This window comes from Haemophilus haemolyticus (assembly GCF_001008275.1).
GTDB lineage: Bacteria > Pseudomonadota > Gammaproteobacteria > Enterobacterales > Pasteurellaceae > Haemophilus > Haemophilus haemolyticus_P.
The window spans coordinates 1-21,271 of record NZ_LCTH01000022.1 but is presented as its reverse complement, the minus strand read 5'-3'; the positions used below and the strand labels follow the sequence as shown (position 1 = coordinate 21,271).

Annotated in this window: 18 protein-coding genes, 1 pseudogene and 1 riboswitch; of the genes and pseudogenes, 6 read left to right on the top strand and 13 right to left on the bottom strand. The window is 38.9% G+C overall.

Annotated features, from left to right (window positions below):
• The first annotated feature begins 15 nt into the window (after positions 1-15).
• A complete protein-coding gene (gene acrB / locus AAX15_RS02920) occupies positions 16-3,096 on the top strand; it encodes a multidrug efflux RND transporter permease subunit AcrB (protein WP_046939069.1) in 3,081 nt (1,026 codons plus the stop codon).
• A 67-nt stretch (positions 3,097-3,163) separates the two neighbouring features.
• On the opposite strand, the gene adk is transcribed toward acrB, so the two are convergent.
• The 12 genes from adk to AAX15_RS02860 all read right to left on the bottom strand — a co-directional run bounded on the left by adk (position 3,164) and on the right by AAX15_RS02860 (position 15,853).
• Entirely contained in the window at positions 3,164-3,808 is a 645-nt protein-coding gene (gene adk, locus AAX15_RS02915; protein WP_005625977.1) for an adenylate kinase, read from the bottom strand.
• An 84-nt stretch (positions 3,809-3,892) separates the two neighbouring features.
• Positions 3,893-5,170, bottom strand: coding sequence for an MFS transporter (locus tag AAX15_RS02910; protein WP_080950411.1), 1,278 nt, complete (start codon positions 5,168-5,170; stop codon positions 3,893-3,895).
• Between the two features lie 143 nt (positions 5,171-5,313).
• On the bottom strand, positions 5,314-6,330 hold the full coding sequence (galE, locus tag AAX15_RS02905) for a UDP-glucose 4-epimerase GalE (RefSeq protein WP_046939067.1): 1,017 nt from the start codon (positions 6,328-6,330) through the stop codon (positions 5,314-5,316).
• 43 nt (positions 6,331-6,373) lie between these two features.
• Entirely contained in the window at positions 6,374-7,621 is a 1,248-nt protein-coding gene (gene rhlB, locus AAX15_RS02900; RefSeq protein ID WP_046939066.1) for an ATP-dependent RNA helicase RhlB, read from the bottom strand.
• 116 nt (positions 7,622-7,737) lie between these two features.
• Entirely contained in the window at positions 7,738-7,944 is a 207-nt protein-coding gene (yacG, locus tag AAX15_RS02895) for a DNA gyrase inhibitor YacG (RefSeq protein WP_046939065.1), read from the bottom strand.
• Positions 7,937-8,557: a dephospho-CoA kinase gene (gene coaE / locus AAX15_RS02890; RefSeq protein ID WP_046939064.1), complete on the bottom strand. Its 621-nt coding sequence runs from the start codon at positions 8,555-8,557 to the stop codon at positions 7,937-7,939. The genes yacG and coaE overlap by 8 nt, the downstream gene beginning before the upstream one ends.
• A 107-nt stretch (positions 8,558-8,664) precedes the next feature.
• Positions 8,665-8,961, bottom strand: a complete 297-nt coding sequence (locus AAX15_RS02885; RefSeq protein WP_046939063.1) for a DUF1294 domain-containing protein — start codon at positions 8,959-8,961, stop codon at positions 8,665-8,667.
• On the bottom strand, positions 8,958-10,223 hold the full coding sequence (glyA, locus tag AAX15_RS02880) for a serine hydroxymethyltransferase (protein WP_046939062.1): 1,266 nt from the start codon (positions 10,221-10,223) through the stop codon (positions 8,958-8,960). Before glyA ends, AAX15_RS02885 begins: the two co-directional genes overlap by 4 nt.
• A gap of 124 nt (positions 10,224-10,347) precedes the next feature.
• Entirely contained in the window at positions 10,348-11,637 is a 1,290-nt protein-coding gene (gene purD / locus AAX15_RS02875) for a phosphoribosylamine--glycine ligase (protein WP_046939061.1), read from the bottom strand.
• Between the two features lie 180 nt (positions 11,638-11,817).
• A complete protein-coding gene (purH, locus tag AAX15_RS02870) occupies positions 11,818-13,416 on the bottom strand; it encodes a bifunctional phosphoribosylaminoimidazolecarboxamide formyltransferase/IMP cyclohydrolase (protein ID WP_046939060.1) in 1,599 nt (532 codons plus the stop codon).
• Between the two features lie 181 nt (positions 13,417-13,597).
• Complete coding sequence (locus AAX15_RS02865; RefSeq protein WP_046939059.1) at positions 13,598-14,002, bottom strand: DoxX family protein; 405 nt, start codon at positions 14,000-14,002, stop codon at positions 13,598-13,600.
• Between the two features lie 111 nt (positions 14,003-14,113).
• Positions 14,114-15,853, bottom strand: coding sequence for a protein-disulfide reductase DsbD (locus AAX15_RS02860; RefSeq protein ID WP_046939058.1), 1,740 nt, complete (start codon positions 15,851-15,853; stop codon positions 14,114-14,116).
• 190 nt (positions 15,854-16,043) lie between these two features.
• Here AAX15_RS02860 and arcA point away from each other — a divergent pair, with 190 nt between their 5' ends.
• The 3 genes from arcA (at position 16,044) to raiA (ending at position 19,102) form a co-directional block, all read left to right on the top strand.
• Entirely contained in the window at positions 16,044-16,754 is a 711-nt protein-coding gene (gene arcA / locus AAX15_RS02855) for a two-component system response regulator ArcA (protein ID WP_005627543.1), read from the top strand.
• A gap of 198 nt (positions 16,755-16,952) precedes the next feature.
• Positions 16,953-17,063: riboswitch (glycine riboswitch) on the top strand.
• 111 nt (positions 17,064-17,174) lie between these two features.
• On the top strand, positions 17,175-18,545 hold the full coding sequence (locus AAX15_RS02850) for an alanine/glycine:cation symporter family protein (protein ID WP_046939057.1): 1,371 nt from the start codon (positions 17,175-17,177) through the stop codon (positions 18,543-18,545).
• A gap of 233 nt (positions 18,546-18,778) precedes the next feature.
• A complete protein-coding gene (gene raiA / locus AAX15_RS02845; RefSeq protein ID WP_005640177.1) occupies positions 18,779-19,102 on the top strand; it encodes a ribosome-associated translation inhibitor RaiA in 324 nt (107 codons plus the stop codon).
• A 161-nt stretch (positions 19,103-19,263) separates the two neighbouring features.
• On the opposite strand, the pseudogene AAX15_RS09585 reads toward raiA, so the two are convergent.
• Positions 19,264-19,541: pseudogene (locus AAX15_RS09585) on the bottom strand (IS3 family transposase); the annotation flags it as partial.
• A 236-nt stretch (positions 19,542-19,777) separates the two neighbouring features.
• On the opposite strand from AAX15_RS09585, the gene AAX15_RS02840 reads away from it, so the two are divergent.
• Both AAX15_RS02840 and rpsB read left to right on the top strand, forming a co-directional pair.
• Entirely contained in the window at positions 19,778-20,542 is a 765-nt protein-coding gene (locus tag AAX15_RS02840) for a class I SAM-dependent methyltransferase (RefSeq protein WP_046939056.1), read from the top strand.
• Positions 20,543-20,719: 177 nt separating this feature from the next.
• Positions 20,720-21,271: 30S ribosomal protein S2 (gene rpsB / locus AAX15_RS02835; protein ID WP_046939055.1), on the top strand; the 552-nt coding region annotated here is incomplete at its 3' end.

Genomic DNA, 21,271 nt, shown 5'->3' with positions numbered 1-21,271 from the left:
AACTAGGAAATACGAATGAAATTTACCGACATATTTATTCGTCGTCCTGTTTTAGCGATTTCAATTAGCTTGCTTATTATTATTTTAGGTTTACAAGCTATTTCGAAATTGGCAGTGCGTGAATACCCTAAAATGACCACCACGGTAATTACGGTAACAACCGCCTACCCTGGTGCTGATGCAAATCTAATTCAAGCATTTGTTACTTCTACATTAGAAGAATCTATCGCCCAAGCAGATAACATTGACTATATGTCATCTAGCAGCGCACCAAATACATCGACTATTACAGTCAAAATGAAACTGAATACCGATCCTGCTGGTGCGCTTGCCGATGTATTGGCCAAAGTAAATGCTGTGCGCTCAAAATTACCAAGCGGAATTGAAGCGCCAACCGTAGCCTCTTCATCAGGTGGTACGGGGATTATGTATATAAGTTTCCGCTCCAACAAACTCGACTCAAGTCAAGTAACAGACTACATTAACCGCGTAGTCAAACCTCAATTCTTTACGATTGAAGGTGTGGCAGAAGTACAAGTATTTGGTGCGGCTGAATATGCATTACGTATTTGGCTAGATCCTCAAAAAATGGCGTCACAAAATCTTTCTGCACCAACAGTGATGTCTGCCCTTTCTGCAAATAATGTACAAACTGCAGCTGGTAATGATAACGGCTACTACGTCACTTACCGCAACAAAGTTGAAACAACGACCAAATCGGTTGAACAATTAGGTAACTTAATTGTTGCTTCTCGTGGTGATGATTTAGTACGCCTACGCGATATTGCCACCATTGAATTGAACAAAGAAAGTGATAATTCTCGTGCAACGGCAAACGGTGCAGATTCTGTCGTATTAGGCATCAATCCAACTTCATCAGCTAACCCATTAACCGTTGCAGAAAAAATCCGACCGCTCTTTGAAAGTATTAAAAAACAACTACCGGATAGCATGGAAACTGACATTCTTTATGACCGCACTATTGCGATTAATAGTTCAATCCATGAAGTAATTAAAACTATTGTGGAAGCAACTGTTATTGTATTAGTGGTTATCTTGATGTTTATCGGATCGCTTCGCGCAATTTTAATTCCAGTTCTCACCATTCCGATTTCTTTGATCGGTGTTTTAATGATGCTACAAAGTTTAGATTTTTCTATTAACTTAATGACATTATTAGCGCTTATTCTTGCTATCGGTTTAGTCGTAGATGATGCGATTGTGGTCTTAGAAAACGTAGATCGCCATATTAAAGAAGGGGAAACACCATTCCGCGCTGCAATTATTGGTACTCGTGAAATTGCCGTACCTGTAATTTCCATGACTATCGCATTGATCGCGGTTTACTCACCAATGGCTTTAATGGGGGGGATTACTGGCACATTGTTTAAAGAGTTTGCTTTAACTCTAGCTGGTGCGGTATTTATTTCTGGTGTTGTGGCATTAACGTTATCGCCAATGATGAGTAGTAAATTACTTAAATCCAATGCTAAACCAACATGGATGGAAGAACGCGTAGAACATACCTTAGGTAAAGTAAATCGTATTTACGAATACATGCTTGATCTCGTTATGCTCAATCGTAAATCAATGCTGACTTTTGCTGTGGTGATTTTCTCAACGCTCCCATTTTTATTTAATTCACTTTCTAATGAATTAACACCAAATGAAGATAAAGGTGCATTTATTGCGATTGGTAATGCGCCATCTAGCGTAAATGTGGATTACATTCAAAATGCAATGCAGCCATACATGAAAAATGTAATGGAAACACCTGAAGTCTCTTTTGGGATGAGTATTGCTGGCGCGCCAAATTCTAATGGTTCGTTAAACATCATCACATTGAAAGACTGGAAAGAACGCTCACGCAAGCAATCTGCCGTAATGAATGAAATCAATGCAAAAGCGAAATCAATTCCAGAAGTCTCCGTATCTGCATTTAACTTTCCTGAAATTGATACAGGGGAACAAGGCCCTCCAGTCTCTATCGTGTTGAAAACTGCTCAAGATTATAAATCTTTGGCAAATACCGCAGAGAAATTCCTAAGTGCGATGAAAGCCTCTGGCAAATTTATTTATACAAATTTAGATTTGACCTATGACACGGCGCAAATGACAATTTCGGTAGATAAAGAGAAAGCTGGGACTTACGGTATTACGATGCAACAAATTAGTAATACTTTAGGGAGTTTCTTATCTGGAGCAACGATTACGCGAGTCAATGTGGATGGACGAGCTTATAAAGTCATTTCGCAAGTCAAACGTGATGACCGTTTATCACCCGAAGCATTCAAAAACTATTACTTAACGGCAAGTAATGGGCAATCTGTGCCATTAAGCAGTTTAATCACAATGAAGCTAGAAACACAGCCTACTTCATTATCGCGCTTTAGCCAATTAAACTCAGCACAAATTAGCGCAGTACCAATGCCAGGTTCATCAACGGGCGATGCCGTTTCATGGCTACAACAACATGCAACAGACAATTTACCGCAAGGCTATACGTTTGACTTTAAATCTGAAGCACGTCAATTAGTACAAGAAGGTAATGCATTAGCCGTCACTTTTGCATTGGCTGTTATCATCATATTCTTGGTACTTGCGATTCAGTTTGAATCTATACGTGACCCAATGGTAATTATGATTTCCGTACCATTAGCCGTAAGTGGTGCATTAGTGAGTTTAAATATTTTATCCTTCTTTAGCATCGCGGGAACAACATTAAATATCTACTCTCAAGTCGGGTTAATTACTCTCGTGGGATTAATCACCAAACACGGTATATTAATGTGTGAAGTGGCAAAAGAAGAGCAGCTAAACCATGGTAAAACTCGAATTGAGGCAATCACTCATGCTGCAAAAGTACGTTTACGCCCAATCCTAATGACAACCGCTGCAATGGTAGCAGGCTTAATTCCATTACTCTATGCAACAGGTGCGGGAGCAGTATCTCGCTTTAGTATGGGGATAGTGATTGTAGCGGGATTATCCATTGGTACTATTTTCACCTTGTTCGTATTGCCTGTGGTATATAGCTATGTAGCAACCGAACATAAACCATTACCAGTTTTTGATGAAAATAAAACAACCCACTAATTAAAACATAGAAAAAACAAACCGCACTTAGGTCACCCAAAGTGCGGTTTATTTTTTTAGATTATTTTTAGCCTAAGATTTTATCTAACTCTTGGCTAACTTCTTCTACTTTTTTTGTACCATCTAAACGGAAATATTGAGTATTCCCCGCTTTCGCTTCTGCTTGGTAATAATCAATTAATGGGCTGGTTTGTTTATGATATACGGCTAAACGATCTAACACAGTTTCTGGTTTATCGTCCGCACGAATAATTAAATCTTCACCTGTCACATCATCTTTACCTTCCACTTTTGGTGGATTATAAACTATATGGTAAGAACGACCAGACGCTTGGTGTACGCGACGACCACTCATACGTTCAACAATCACTTCGTCTGGCACATCGAATTCTAAAACAAAGTCAATTTTAACGCCTGAATCTTTCAATGCATCCGCTTGAGGAATAGTACGAGGGAAACCATCTAACAAGAAACCATTTGCGCAGTCAGGTTGAGCAATACGATCTTTTACAAGCGCAACGGTTAATTCATCTGGTACTAATTTACCTTCATCCATTAATGCTTTGGCTTGTTTGCCAAGTTCAGTCCCTGCTTTGATTGCAGCACGAAACATATCGCCAGTTGAAATTTGCGGGATACCAAATTTGTTCATAATAAATTGTGCTTGAGTGCCTTTACCAGCGCCTGGTGCACCTAAAAGAATAATTTTCATAAAAAATCTCCATTAATAAAAAACGTGATTAAGATACTGATAAAGCATAGTGCGGTCAAATTTTTTATAATTTTTACCGCACTTTTATAGTGAATTGGCCGTATTATTATCTTGATTCCAAGGTGCTACCCAAAATAAACAAAGCATGCCTGGAATCGCTAAAAATAAACAAAACCAAAAATACTGATAATACCCCACTGCTCCTACAACATAACCAGAAAGCATACCTAACACTTTACTTGGCAAAGCTGAAAGGCTTGTAAAAAGTGCAAGCTGTGTTGCGGTATAAAGAGGATTACTCTCACGCGCCATAAAAGCCACAAAAGCTGCGGTACCAAGTCCAACGCCGATATATTCTGCTGCAATCACAACACCCAGTTTCCATAACTCGGCTGATGTAATAACATCAAAATGACCGAAAGCTGCCAACCAAATAAACCCACCAATTGTTACCATTTGTACAAGCCCAAATAGCCACAATGCACGGTTAATACCCAGTTTTAGCATTATCACACCACCAGCAAGCCCAGATAAAATGCTTGACCAAAGTGCGGTACTTTTTACAACAATGGCTATATCCTCTTTGCTAAAGCCCATATCATAAATAAATTTGGTTTGTAGCGTTGTGGCAAAAGAATCCCCGAATTTATATAAAAACAAAAACAGTAAAAAACCGATAGCTTGAATGACGCCCTTACGCTGGAAAAATTCTTGTAATGGAATCCAAAATGCTTGATAGAACGGCTGATTAGTTTGCTGTATGTCTATTTTGGGCTCTTTTGCTAAAAATAACGTCATGAAGATGCCCGCTAACATACAAAGTGCGGTCCATAAAAAGACTGTGTCCCAAGGATAAATCGCCGCCAAATAGAGCGATAATCCACCAGGAATTAATCCCGCAATTCGATAAGCATTAATATGAATAGTGTTTCCTAAACCTAATTCATGATCACTCAAAATTTCACGACGATAAGCGTCCAACACGATATCTTGTGTGGCTGAAAAAAAGGAGATAAGCAACGCAATATTTGCCACCGTGCTCAGTTGTGTGAGCGGATCAAAAAGGCTAATGATGTAAAGTAAGATCAATAATGCCACTTGTGAAAGCAACATCCAGCTACGACGACGCCCTAAAAAACTTGGGAAATAACGATCCAATAATGGTGCCCACAAAAATTTTAATCCATAAGGCAACATCACACCAGTTACCGCACCAATAAGCTCAATTGAAAGATGTTTATCTGTTAGCCAAACAGGCAACATTTGCAATAACACAAATAATGGCAAACCAGAATTAAAACCTGTGAATACGCAAATCAACATCTTGCGCGTAAAAATTTGGGAAGAAAGGGAATTTGACATAAAGTGCGGTTAATTTTGGTTGTATTTTAGAAACTTCTCCTTTCAATTAAAGGATAAGTGTAAAAATTAGGGGGATTTTTAATCATATCCCCCAATGTTTAGCATTCTTCTTCCTAAAAAAGAAAAACAAATATTAGAGAATATTAATCTCTGTACCCTTTTGGATTATTTTTCTGCCAGTTCCACGTATCTTGCATCATTTTTTCAAGACCGCGTTCTGCCACCCACCCAAGCTCTTTTGCAGCTAAACTTGGATCAGAATAGCATGTCGCAATATCACCAGGGCGGCGTTCTACAAGTTTATATGCAATGGTAATGTCGTTGGCTTTTTCAAAGGCTTTTACCATATCTAATACGGAATAACCATGGCCTGTACCAAGGTTATAAATATGTAAACCAGCATCATTTTCATGACGTTGAAGCGCTTTTAAATGCCCCACAGCTAAATCCACTACATGAATATAATCACGCACACCTGTTCCATCATGGGTGTCGTAATCACTACCAAATACAGAAAGTTGTGCTAATTTACCGATAGCAACTTGGCTAATATAAGGTAATAAATTATTTGGAATACCATTTGGATCTTCACCGATTAAGCCACTTTCATGCGCCCCAACCGGATTAAAATAACGCAAGATGGTCATGCTAAATTTTGGTTCCGCTTTTGCTGTATCACGTAAAATCTGTTCAACCATATATTTAGATGTACCATAAGGATTGGTTGTACCGCCGACTTCACAATCTTCTGTAATTGGAATAATTTTTGGATCACCGTAAACCGTTGCAGATGAGCTAAATACAAAGTTCCAAACATCTGCTTTTTTCATTTCTTGAATTAATACAAGGGTGCCAGCGACATTGTTCATGTAATATTCTGTCGGCTTTTGAACACTTTCCCCTACGGCTTTTAACCCTGCAAAGTGAATAACAGAGCTAATCTCATTTTCTGCAAAAATTTTTTGTAACAAAGCACGATCTAAAATATTGCCTTCATAAAACTTTGCTTCTTTACCCGTAATTTGTTTTACTCGTTCAAGGGATTTTGGCGATGAATTGCAAAGATTATCTAATACCACCACCTCTTTGCCAGCATTTAATAATTCTACAACTGTATGAGAGCCGATATAACCGGCGCCACCTGTCACTAAAATGGCCATAATGATTTCCTTATTAATTATTGAGACTAAAAAAATTATATCACTATTTTGTGTGATAAGAACGATGTCTTGTATGCCCTTGCGGTGGCGCCGTACGTTTTAACCGATATGGTTTCGGCAGTTCAAGCAAGGCTTCTGTTTCATATTGGCTCACTGGGATAGAATGGCCAATATATTCTTCAATAGCGGGTAAATTCATCGCATATTCTTCGCAAGCGAAACTAATAGAAACACCACTTTCCCCTGCTCGTCCAGTACGGCCGATTCGGTGAACGTAATCTTCTCTATCATCGGGTAAATCATAATTGAAAACATGCGTCACATCAGAAATATGCAAGCCACGAGCAGCCACATCTGTTGCCACTAAAATATCCAAATCACCATCAGTAAATTGTTTCAATAGCGACAAACGTTTTTTCTGTGCCACATCGCCAGTCAGTAAACCAACACGATGCCCATCAGCCGCCAAATAACCCCAAATTTCTTCACAACGATGTTTCGTATTCGCAAACACAATACAGCGCTCAGGCCATTCATCTTCCATTAAGGTTAAGAGAAGTGCCATTTTATCCTGATTAGATGGATAAAAAAGTTCTTCTTTAATGCGATGTCCTGTTTTTTGTTCTGGTTCAATTTCGATATATTCAGGGTCATTCATATCTTCAAATGCTAATTCACGCACTTTATAAGAAAGCGTTGCTGAAAATAACATCGTTAAACGAGCTTGTGGAGCGGGGCATTTACGCAATAAATAACGAATATCACGGATAAACCCAAGATCAAACATTCGATCTGCTTCATCTAGCACGACAACTTGAATTTCATCTAAACTAATTACGCCTTGCTTCACATAATCAATGACTCGCCCAGTCGTACCAATCAAAATATCGACGCCACGCTCAATCGCTTGTAGCTGTTTGTCATAACCATCGCCACCATAGGCAAGTGCGGTCTTTAATCCACTTACTTTTGCAAGAAATTCTGCGTCATTACTAATCTGCACCGCTAATTCTCGAGTAGGTGCTAAAATCAAAGCTCTTGGGTGAGGATATTCAAGATTAGGATCTTGGTGAGTTAAAAGATGGTGAAAAGTAGCCGTTAAAAAAGCCATTGTCTTGCCTGTACCAGTTTGAGCTTGTCCTGCGACATCTCGTCCATTTAAACTGATAGGCAAGGATAAAGCCTGAATTGGGGTACAAAAATCAAAGCCTTTTTTTGCCAAAGCATCTCGTACAATCGGGTGTAGAGGAAGATCGGAGAATCGTTTTTGGCTTAAATAATCTTGTTGCATAAAAATCACATTTTAGAATAATAAAATTACGTTTAGCATAGCATGCTTAGGGAAAATCCTCAAAAAAGGAGCGCACTTATAAAAATTAACCGATAGGGTTTCCTATCGGTTAATCTCTATTTAATGCTCCATTCATCACTCACATTTGGATCCATCGCAAAATCAGCAGTATCACTTAGAATCGTTTTTTCTTCAGCCGCCCATTCGCCAAGATCGATTAATTGGCAACGTTTGCTACAAAAAGGTCGAAAAGTACTTTCATTTGTCCAAGGCACAGATTTTTGGCAAATCGGACAAGGTACTTCAATAATTTCGTCAGACATTTTTATTTTCCGCTTGTTGTAAATAAAACTGGTGAAATTCTAGCACCTTTTGCTGCAAGTGCGGTAAGTTTTGGGCCAGTTCAGCATCATTATTAATCACATCATCCGCCCATTTTAAACGCTCTTGTTGAGAAACTTGAGAATTCATAATTCGTTGAATTTGTTCAAAATTATTGTTATCTCGTTGCGATGAACGAGCAAGTTGAGTTTGTGGACTCACATCTACCACCAAAATACGATCACAAAGTGCGGTCAATTTATTTTCGATTAATAAAGGGACGACAAATAATGTGTAAGGCGCAGTTTGTTCAGCTAATTGTTGTTTCATTCGTTCACGAATAGCGGGATGTAAAAGATTATTTAACCACAATTTATCTTCATCATGACTAAACACTCGTTCTCGTAAAGCGGCACGATTAAGTTCGCCTTGTTCCGTTAAAATTTGAGCACCAAAATGTTCAACAATTTTTGACAATAAGGGGGAATCTTTCGCGACGACTTCTCTAGCAACCACATCCGCATCCACTAGAGGTACGCCAAGATCGGCAAATAAATTAGCAATCGTTGTTTTACCACTACCAATACCACCAGTTAAGCCAACAATATAACTCATATGATTTCCCATAAAAAATTTCCAATATTATACAAAATAACGCTAGTAAAAATCAGCTCTCCAAACCAATGGTTAGTGAACTATAACAAATTAATTTATCTACATTATCATGCTTTTATATATTGAAAAATAAAAGAAAAATATAACCATGGAAAAACGACAACCCAAAGAAATGCACTAATAACAACAATAAATTTAAAACTAAAATGCAGCGTTTTATGGCGAAAATGTTTCATGGCTAAATGCATTCCCATAAAACCACCTAAAAGGCTTAAAAGAAAAAATGTTTTTTCAGGAATTCTCCACTCGTTATGCACAGCCCGAATTTTATCTTTCCACATAAAAAAATAAGCGGCGATATTGATCGCCGCTAACCATATAATCAACGAAAGAAAATAAATCATTTCGGATAAACTGGAAGACGTTTACAAATTGCTAATACTTTTTCTTTAGTTGCAGCAATCACTTGTTCTTCATTTTCTTTGCCTAAAGCATCTAACACATCACACATCCAGCCAGCTAATTCACGCACATCATTTTCATTGAAACCACGGCGAGTCACAGATGGTGTACCTACACGGATACCTGAAGTAACAAATGGTTTTTGCGGATCGTTTGGTACAGCATTTTTATTCACGGTAATGTTTGCTTTGCCTAAAGCTGCATCTGCTGCTTTACCAGTTAATCCTTGTTTAATGAAACTTACTAAGAACAAGTGGTTTTCAGTACCATTTGACACAACGTCATAACCACGTTGTTTAAATACTTCCACCATTGCTTTCGCATTTTTAATCACGTTTGCTTGATATTCTTTATAAGCAGGCTCTAATGCTTCTTTGAAACATACCGCTTTCGCCGCAATAATGTGAACCAATGGACCACCTTGGTTTGCAGGGAAAACTGAAGATTGTAAGCGTTTATAAATCTCTTCATCACCACAAGAAGAAAGGATTAAACCACCACGTGGACCACCTAAAGTTTTATGGGTGGTTGTTGTCACAACGTGTGCGTATGGTAATGGATTTGGATATAAACCTGCTGCGATTAAGCCAGCAACGTGAGCCATATCAACGAATAAATACGCACCAACTTCATCTGCGATTTCACGCATTTTCGCCCAATCCACAACTTGTGAATAAGCTGAGAAACCCGCAACGATAAGTTTTGGTTTACATTCTAATGCTTTTTGACGAACATCTTCATAATCAATTAAGCCATCCGCTGTGATTCCATAAAGTACAGAATTATAGATTTTACCGGAGAAGCTTACTTTCGCCCCATGGGTTAGGTGGCCACCGTGTGCTAAATCCATCCCTAAAATAGTATCGCCCGCATTAATCAATGCACCATACACTGCAGCGTTTGCTTGTGAGCCAGAGTGCGGTTGAACATTCACGTAATCTGCACCAAATAATTCCTTCGCACGGTCAATTGCTAACTGTTCCACAATGTCTGCATACTCACAACCACCGTAATAACGTTTACCTGGATAGCCTTCAGCATATTTATTAGTGAATTGTGAACCTTGAGCTTCCATCACACGCGGACTAGCATAGTTTTCAGATGCAATTAGTTCGATATGTTCTTCTTGACGACGATTTTCATCTTGGATCGCTTGCCACAATACTGGATCGTAATCAGCGATAGTCATATTTCTAGTAAACATTGTGTTCTCCTGTTATGTAATTTATGGCAGATAGTTTAACTGTTTATGGATAAAAACTTAATTAAAATTTCATTCCTAAATTTTCATCACTTAAATGAAATTAATTCATCATAATGATGATGAATTATTTTTGCAACTCTCGTTCCACAGCTCTGTAACCAATATCTCGACGATAAAAACGCCCAGTCCATTGAATTTGTTCAGCCAGTTTCAGGGCTTTTTGTTGTGCCTCAAATACGCTTTCACCTAATGCAGTCACACAAAGCACGCGGCCACCGTTGGTGACTAACTTGCCCGCTTTAGCCTCTACGCCGGCCAAAAAAACTTTCTCATTTTCGACCGCACTTTGAGGCAAACCGCTGATTTCATCGCCTTTACGATAATCTCCCGGATAACCTTCTGCTGCTAATACGATACCCAAAGAAGCCTTCGGGTTCCATTGGGATTTCACTTCGTCCAATTTGCCATCACAGGCTTTAAGACAAAGTTCCACCAAATCCGATTCCAAACGCAACATAATCGGTTGAGTTTCCGGATCACCGAAACGACAGTTAAATTCGATCACTTTCGGCTGACCGTTCGGCATAATCATTAATCCAGCATACAGAAAACCTGTGTAAATATTACCTTCCGCAGCCATTCCGTTAACCGTTGGATAAATCACTTCTCGCATGATGCGATCATGAATTTCAGGTGTTACTACAGGCGCTGGCGAATAGGCGCCCATACCGCCGGTATTTAAGCCTGTATCATTTTCGCCTACGCGTTTATGATCTTGACTAGTCGCCATAGGTTCGACATTTTTGCCGTCCACCATGACGATAAAGCTCGCCTCTTCGCCATCTAAAAATTCTTCAATGACCACCCGACTGCCGGCCTCACCGAAGGCATTGCCAGAAAGCATATCACGTACAGCCTCTTCCGCTTCCTGCAACGTCATCGCCACAATCACGCCTTTGCCTGCCGCCAAGCCATCCGCTTTAACGACAATTGGTGCACCTTTTTCACGCAAGTAAGCCAATGCTGGTTCGACTTCAGTAAAGTTTTGATATTCCGCTGTTGGGATTTTATGACGCGCTAAAAAATCTTTGGTAAAAGCTTTTGAACCTTCCAATTGCGCTGCCGCTTGCGTTGGACCAAAAATTTTCAATCCAGCTTCACGAAATGCATCAACTACTCCAATCACTAACGGGGCTTCAGGCCCCACAATTGTCAGCCCTATTTGCTTATCTTGAGCAAATTTCACTAATGCGGGGATATCTGTTGCAGAAATATTCACGTTTTCTACTTTGTGTTCCAATGCTGTACCTGCGTTTCCAGGTGCGACAAAAACTTTATCTGCTACTGGAGATTGTGCAGCTTTCCAAGCCAGAGCGTGTTCACGACCGCCGTTTCCGATGATGAGGATGTTCATAATGCTCCTTGTATCTTTTTGAATTCAACCCCCTCTTTAGCAAAGAGGGGTAGGGGAGATTTGGCAGAAGTTATTTCAACCTCATAGTACATTTAGCATCGTTTAAATCTCCCCCTAGCCCCCTCTTTACAAAAGAAGGGGAATAAGTAAGTCGCTCATGGAGCGAAGTTACTGCATAAATTAATGTCTAAAATGACGCATTCCAGTCAATACCATCACCATATTATGTTCATCTGCTGCATCAATCACTTCCTGATCACGCATTGAGCCGCCCGGATGAATCACACATTGAATGCCCACTTTCGCCGCTGCATCAATGCCGTCACGGAATGGGAAGAATGCATCAGATGCCATCACACAACCTGCTACTTCCAAGCCTTCATCTTGCGCTTTAATGCCTGCGATTTTAGCCGAATACACGCGGCTCATTTGACCTGCACCAATGCCGATGGTTTGATTATCTTTGGCGTAAACAATCGCATTTGATTTCACAAATTTTGCCACTTTCCAGCAGAACAATAAGTCTTTTAGTTCTTGTTCGGTTGGCTGACGTTTACTCACCACTTTTAAATCATCCAAACCAACCATGCCTAAATCCGCATCTTGTACTAATAAACCGCCGTTTACACGTTTAAAATCCAAACGTTCGGAACGAGAAGTCCATTCACCACATTCAAGCAAACGAACATTTTTCTTACGTTTCACGACTTCTTGCGCTTCAGCAGAAACTTTCGGTGCAATAATCACTTCAACAAATTGGCGTTCTACAATTTCATTTGCCGTTTTTTCGTCTAATTCACGGTTAAACGCAATGATGCCGCCAAAGGCTGAGGTTGGGTCTGTTTGATAGGCACGGTTGTAGGCCTCTAAAATGTCTTTGCCTAAAGCCACACCACACGGATTGGCGTGTTTAACAATCACGCAGGCCGGCTCATCAAATTCTTTCACACATTCAAGGGCTGCATCGGTGTCGGCAATATTATTGTAAGACAAGGCTTTACCTTGCAGTTGGTTTGCTGTTGCCACACTCGCTTCTTTTACATTGAGATCTACATAAAACGCGGCATTTTGATGGGAATTTTCACCGTAACGCATGGTTTGTTTACGCACGAAGTTCAAATTTAAAGTCCGTGGGAATTGACCGCACTTCGCCTCCGTATCTTCTTCCTCCGCCACATGATATGGTTTCACCATTTGTCCAAAATAGTTGGCAATCATGGAGTCATATTGAGCGGTATGTTCAAATGCTTTAATCGCAAGGTCAAAACGAGTTTCAAGCGTTAGGCTGTTTTGATGTTTATCCATCTCTGTAAGAATGGCATCAAAATCCTGATTATTCACTACGATCGCCACATCTTTATGGTTTTTCGCTGCAGAACGCACCATGGTTGGTCCACCGATATCGATATTTTCTACCGCATCAGCCAAGGTACAATCTGGTTTAGCCACAGTGGCTGCAAATGGATATAAATTCACCACCACCATATCAATGCCTTCAATGCCATGTTGCTGCATGATGGTATCATCTGTACCACGACGACCAAGAATCCCACCATGCACTTTTGGATGTAAGGTTTTCACGCGACCGTCCATCATTTCTGGGAATCCCGTATAATCAGACACTTCAGTCACTGGCAAACCATGTTGCTCCAACAATTTTGCGGTACCGCCTGTGGAAAGTAGTTTTACACCACGCTGTACTAAGCCTTGAGCAAATTCTACGATACCGGTTTTATCAGAAACACTTAGTAAAGCCTGACGAATTGGACGATCTGTCATTACATTTTCCTTCATTAAATGGTTAAAAATAAGCGGAGTGAATTATAGCGCAATCGTTTGCGCAAATATAGAAAAGATTAAATAAAATGTAATCAGAATGAAGTGCGGTAAATTTCAAGCATAAAAAAGCCCACATAAATGTGGGCAAATAAAAGGATTAAATTATGAAACTACAACTAAACTACTTTTTAAAAAACTTGTTATCTAAGGCACAAGCACCTGCACCAAAAAATACAAAATATAAGAAGAGTACAGAGTAAAGTAACGCAAGCTCACCGCCATTTGCAATTGGGAATAGTAAATTCCCTTTTCCAGCCACATGCATAAAGAAATACGCAAAAGCCATTTGGCCAGATAAAATAAACGCAGCTGGGCGCGTAAATAATCCTAAAATTAATAAGATTGAGCCGACAATTTCAATCACGCCACCTACAATCATCATAGAGTCACCGACTGGACCATTTCCACCCGTCATAGAAATTGGGAACTCCCAAAATTTTGCTGTACCATGCAAAATAAACATGTAAGCAGCCGTGATGCGTAATAGAGCCAATACATAAGGGCGATATTTTTCAAGATTGTTCATTTGCTTTCCTTTTGTTTAAAGATGAATTAAAACGGCGTCATATTAATCTTTAACGGATAGTTAAACAATAATCAAAATTGAAAAATACTTTTCACCAAAAGTAAAAAATAACTAAAGTAGCTTTTCAATCCAACTAGAAAAAGAATCAGCATCCATAAAGCCCGTTACCCTACTTCCTTGAATCTCATTATTTTGCTTATCAAAAAATAAAATTGTGGGTAATCCCATCACATTAAAGCGCTCCATTAATGCTTTATTTTCTGGGCTATTCTTTGTCATATTCACTTGTAACAATAAGATATTTTGAAATTGCTGTTGCACTTTTGGATCTGAAAAAGTCAGCTTTTCAAATTCTTTACAAGCAACACACCAATCCGCGTATAAATCCAACATTGCGATCGAATGCGGATTTTCCGCTAAAGTGCGGTCAAGTTCTTCAATATTTTTAATTTGCTTAAATTTAACCTGAGAAACAGGCTTATTTTCTACCGCACTTTCTGTTGTTGCCTGAGTTTGCCAAATCCAATTTTGCAAAGGTTGTACGGAAACCATAGCCAACGCAAAACTAATAATTTTAATGGCATAGCCAAAACCGCTCTTAGGCATCTGCAACGCAAACCAAATAAAGAATGCTGTCGCTAATCCAGCCCATAAGCGTGGCTCCCACGCTTCAGGCAAAATACGAGAAAGTAAAAACACAGGTAACGCTAACATAACGAAGCCGAATGTTTGTTTCACTGTGTTCATCCACTCACCTGATTTTGGCAAAATTTTATTACCAAACAATGTGATTAACATTAGCGGCACGCCCATACCAAGTGCGAGCAAATAAAGGGTTGCTGCGCCTGTGAATAAATCGCCACTTTGCGCCACATAAAGTAAAGCACCAGAAAGTGGCGCAGATGTGCAAGGCGATGCCACCAGCCCAGCAATCATTCCCATTGCAAAGGCTCCGCCAAAAGCACCCGAGGTTTGTTTTTGGCTCCATGTATTCAATTTATTTTGTAAACTATTTGGCAATTGAATAGTAAATAAGCCAAACATTGAAAGGGCAAGCACAACAAATAAAATAGAAAGGCCAATCATCATATAAGGATGTTGCAAAGCGATTTGAAACGGTAAACCGATAGCTGCTACTGCGAGCCCTAACAAAGTGTAAGTCAGTGCCATACCTTGAACGTAAAGAAAAGCCAAACTAAACGCACGCATCATATTTGGACGTTGTTGCTGACCGATAACAATAGCAGAAAGCAACGGTAACATTGGCAATACGCAAGGCGTAAAAGCCAGTCCCAATCCCAATAAAAAGAAACCGAAAATTGCCCATTTACTATGGAATAAACCATCAGCTAAACGATCTTGTTCAGATAAAAGTGCGGTATTTTTTTCAACTGTTTTTTCGACAGTTTTCTCTTGAGAAACGGTTAAATCCCCAATTCGTAATACTTTAGTTTCAGGCGGATAGCAAAAACCTTCGGTACATCCTTGATAAGTGATTTCAACCTGATCATCAGCATGACTAAATGCGCCGCTAAATACGCCATCAATTGAGCGAGTAAACACCTTCACTTCACCAAAATAAGGGTCTTGATGTAATTCAGCGGCTTGTTGAGCATGCAAAGTGAGAGCATCCAATTTACCCACTAATTCAGCACTAATCTTATCTTGATATAAATAATAGCCATCGGCAATGTCCCAATGAACCTGTAATTGACTTTTATCCGTAGATAAAGTGGCAGAGAATGCAAAAGCATCATCAACTTTCAAGAAAGATTGTTTCTTATCAAATAAACCTGCGTTAGCTGCAAGTGCGGTAAAAATCAGTGTAAAAAAAAGAAAAAGTTTTTTCATAGAATTGAAAGGAAAAGTAAAAATGCGCAAAATTCTATCACAAAGAAATTTGAATATCTAAAACTATGATTTAGATCATAAAAATGAAAATCTTATAAAAAATAACCGCACTTTTTTATTGTTACAACAATGTTACACCGCTAGAATGGAATCATGATAGCATACACCAAAATAAGTATAAGGATGGAAAATGGCTACTCCACAAATTCTCGTTGTTGAAGATGAAATCGTTACCCGAAATACGCTTAAAGGGATTTTTGAAGCGGAAGGGTATGATGTGCTTGAAGCAGAAAATGGCGCAGAGATGCATCATATGTTGGAAAACCACAATATTAATTTGGTGGTGATGGATATTAATTTACCAGGTAAAAACGGTTTATTATTAGCAAGAGAGCTTCGCGAAGAACTCAACTTGCCACTAATATTCCTAACTGGTCGTGATAATGAAGTCGATAAAATTCTAGGGCTAGAAATCGGTGCCGACGATTATTTAACCAAACCTTTTAACCCTCGAGAATTGACTATCCGTGCACGTAATCTATTGCATCGTACAATGCCGCATCAAGAAAAAGAAAATACATTTGGTCGAGAATTCTATCGTTTTAATGGCTGGAAATTAGACTTAAATAGCCACAGTTTAATTACGCCAGAAGGTCAAGAATTTAAACTTCCGCGCAGTGAATTTCGTGCAATGCTACATTTCTGTGAAAATCCAGGAAAATTACAAACTCGCGAAGAATTACTAAAAAAAATGACGGGACGTGAATTGAAACCTCAAGATCGTACCGTAGATGTCACAATTCGACGCATTAGAAAACATTTTGAAGATCATCCTAATACTCCAAATATCATTATGACGGTGCATGGTGAAGGATATCGTTTTTGTGGGGATATAGAATAAAGTCATTATTTCTATCAACTGAGAGACTATTTTAAAATTCCTTTTTGAAATTAATTTCCCATTTTGATAGAATCCATACGCTTTAATTGTGATTGTCACAATGAAAAGTGAGTTCGGATGAAGGTAGCTGGAGAGCGGGGAATTGACCCCACACCGACGATGTAAAATCTTTCAGGTGCGATGGCAGGGACTGTTACTGGACGAACCCTTGGAGAGATCCATTTTAGAAATGGACGCCGAAGGCGCAAAAGAGCGGTTAATTTTTCAATCGTTTTTCAAACGCTCAGGCAAAAGGACAGGGGCAAAAGACAATCTATCGTAAGTGTGGAAATTATCTATCTTTTCACCGCACTTTCTTTTCCATTGTATCTTTTCGTCTTCTTGTCGTGTTTATTTTTGATTTAAACGACGAGGAATCACATGACAATTGAGTCAATTCTTTCAGCTATTGATAGCTTTATTTGGGGCGCTCCGCTACTCATACTCTTATCGGGCACAGGGCTCTACTTAACCTTACGTTTAGGCTTTATTCAAATTCGCTATTTACCACGTGCGCTGGGTTATTTATTTAAAAAAGATAAAGGCGGAAAAGGCGATGTGTCATCTTTTGCCGCACTTTGTACCGCATTAGCAGCAACAATCGGAACTGGAAATATTGTGGGCGTTGCAACTGCTGTACAAGCTGGTGGACCTGGTGCCATTTTTTGGATGTGGCTAGTCGCCTTGTTAGGAATGGCAACAAAATATGCCGAATGTTTACTCGCAGTTAAATACCGTGTTCGCGATAAAAATGGCTTTATGGCTGGCGGTCCAATGTATTACATTGAACGCGGTCTAGGTATCAAGTGGCTAGCAAAATTATTTGCATTATTGGGTGTAATGGTTGCCTTTTTCGGAATCGGTACATTCCCTCAGGTCAATGCGATTACCCATGCAATGCAAGATACTTTTAATATTCCTGTTTTAGTTACTGCAATTATTGTGACGCTTTTAGTCGGCTTAATCATTCTTGGTGGTGTAAAACGTATCGCAACCGCATCATCGGTAATTGTACCGTTTATGGCGATTTTATACGTCACTACTTCACTGGTTATTATCCTTTTAAATATAGAAAAAGTACCAGATGCGATCTCATTAATTATTTATAGTGCTTTTGATCCGCAGGCTGCGCTAGGCGGGGCTGTTGGCTTTACCGTAATGAAGGCTATTCAATCAGGCGTCGCTCGAGGTATTTTCTCCAATGAATCAGGTTTAGGAAGCGCACCAATTGCAGCCGCAGCAGCACAAACTCGTGAACCTGTCCGTCAAGGTTTAATTTCTATGACAGGAACATTCTTGGATACCATCATCGTTTGTACAATGACTGGGATTGTATTGGTATTAACTGGAGCGTGGAGCAATCCTGAATTAGCGGGTGCTACAGTCACAAACTACGCCTTTGCACAAGGTTTAGGGACATCAATTGGCGCAACGATTGTAACCGTCGGTTTATTATTTTTTGCATTCACAACTATTTTAGGCTGGTGTTACTACGGTGAACGGTGCTTTGTTTACCTCGTTGGTATTCGTGGCGTAAAATTATATCGTTTAGCTTATATTGTGTTGGTGGGGTTAGGCTCATTCTTACACTTAAATTTAATCTGGATTATCGCCGATATCGTAAATGGTTTAATGGCCTTTCCAAATCTCATCGCACTCATTGGATTGCGAAAAGTTGTGATTGAAGAAACAAAAGATTATTTCCAACGATTGAAAATAAATCATCACGATCAAGATGAAATCGTAGAATAATCAAATGAAAAAAGGTGTAGATACAGTCAATATCCACACCTTTTTCTTATCACAATTTCCCATCTTAACAACTTATCTTGGAAAGAAAAGCAGCTTTTTTCAGAAATTAGACATAGATCATATTTTTAAAAATTACTTTGACATTTTCTCTTAAAGCCCTTGAAAACCCGAATTAAGAAAGCTATTTTGTAGTTAAAGAAAACTATAAATCACGCAACAAAGAGGTAAATGCTATGACACTTAATATCACCAGCAAACAAATGGAAATCACCCCTGCAATTCGTGAACACGTGGAGGAAAGACTCGCGAAATTAGGTAAATGGCAAACACAGTTAATTAACCCCCATTTTGTTTTAAACAAAGTACCGAATGGATTTACTGTAGAGGCATCTATTGGCACGCCACTGGGCAATTTATTGGCAAGTGCAACCTCAGATGATATGTATAAAGCAATTAATGAAGTTGAAGAAAAATTAGAGCGCCAGCTTAATAAACTTCAACATAAAAGTGAATCTCGACGAGCAGATGAACGCTTAAAAGATTCGTTTGAAAACTAGTATTGAAAATAAACTAAACAAAGAAAAGCAAAAGAGCGGTGAAATTTTATCCCTACCAAAAAAAGTTAAGTTATTAAATCAAGGACTAAGCTCTGTGATTCACAGGGCTTAGTTTTTTAGTTTACACTGAATACTCTCATGGTGGTAATAATGAATATCCACTTTTCATGACAAAAGAAAACATTGAGTGCTAACGCCGTTAAATCAAGCAATATCTGAATTAGAAAGTCCATCCTTAATGCTTTGACGATTGTGGCTTTTTCTGTTATTTGAGACTTATAACTTTTCTAGAATAGCATTCTCCGCATAAAGTTTGAGCTTCTCTAATTCCAACGTTTCTTCTCGTATTTTGGACTTAAGTAGCATTTTAGTCCGTTGGATACCTTTTAGGCATTAAGCTGTTTATACCTTGTCTTTCAAAGACTTGTAACCATTGATTCTACCAAGATTAAATTGTTTACATTCAACGATGTAATGTTTGTTCGGGACGTTTAAGATGCCTTAGGGGAGAGAATGATTTTTACTGCATTGAAGATAAACATTGAGCACTTATTGTTTGAAGAGTTGCTTGTAGTTAGTCATAAAAAATCTACACTTTAATCAGTTAGTTGTCTAATATAAATTTGGGGGCACCAGATCAATATTCTCCTTTTTATTTGTAATATAGGATACGAGATGAATAATAAAACTAGCGTTTATGACCAAGAAAACTTCTTTGAGCTTTATCAGAAACTCCGCGCAAATCCAATTAGTCTGAATGAAATTATTGAAAAACCTACTATGCTCTCATTATTGCCTGATTTAAAAGGGAAAAAATTACTCGATTTAGGCTGTGGCACCGGAGAGCATTTACAACTTTACCTAGAACGAGGCTCGGCTAAAGTGATAGGAACCGATCTTTCCGAAAAAATGCTTGAACAAGCTGAAAAAGATCTGCAAAAGTGCGGTGAATTTTCAGGGCGTTTTTCCTTATATCACTTACCAATGGAAAAATTAGCTGAGTTACCAGAACGTCATTTCGATGTAATTACTAGCTCTTTTGCCTTTCATTATATTGAAAATTTCCCAGCCTTATTATCAACCATCCATAACAAACTCTCGTCTAATGGCATATTGGTTTTCTCACAAGAACACCCGATAATCACCTGCCACAAAGAAGGTGAACGCTGGGAAAAAAATGACAAAAAACAGCAAGTTGCTTATCGTTTAAATCATTATCGAGAAGAGGGTGAACGCAATAGAAATTGGTTCAAACAGCCTTTTCAAACCTATCATCGAACAACTGCGACAATTATCAATAATTTAATTTTCGCAGGGTTTCAAATCGAGCAAATGGAAGAACCAATGCTTGCCGATCAACCGCAATGGCATAATGAATTTAAAGATTTATCGCACCGCCCACCATTGTTATTTGTCAAAGCAAGAAAAGTGGAGAAATAAACAAAATAAACTGGTTTTTAACCGCACTTTATGGTATAAATCGCCCCGCTGTTTTTGCCTTTCAAAAGCAGCTTTTTAATTACTAACAACACACACATATCAACAAGGCTTAATCGGGGTGCCAAACGGTCGATTAGCTGATATGTGGAGGCTCAACCCCAACAAAAGGAAAATATTATGGCACAAGTTTCAATGCGCGACATGATCAACGCAGGCGTACACTTCGGACACCAAACTCGTTACTGGAACCCACAAATGAAACCTTTCATTTTTGGTGCTCGTAACGGTGTTCACATCATCAACTTAGAAAAAACTTTACCTTTATTCAACGAAGCTTTAGCGGAATTAACTCGCATTGCTAGCAACAACGGTAAAGTATTATTCGTTGGTACAAAACGTGCAGCGTCTGAAGCAGTTCAAGCAGCAGCATTAGATTGTCAGCAATATTACGTAAACCACCGTTGGTTAGGTGGTATGTTGACTAACTGGAAAACCGTTCGTCAATCAATTAAACGTTTAAAAGATTTAGAAACCCAATCTCAAGACGGTACTTTTGATAAATTAACCAAAAAAGAAGCGTTAATGCGTAGCCGTGAGATGGAAAAACTTGAATTAAGCCTTGGCGGTATCAAAGATATGGGCGGCTTACCAGATGCATTATTTGTTATCGGTGCAGACCATGAACATATCGCAGTTAAAGAAGCAAACAACCTAGGTATTCCTGTATTT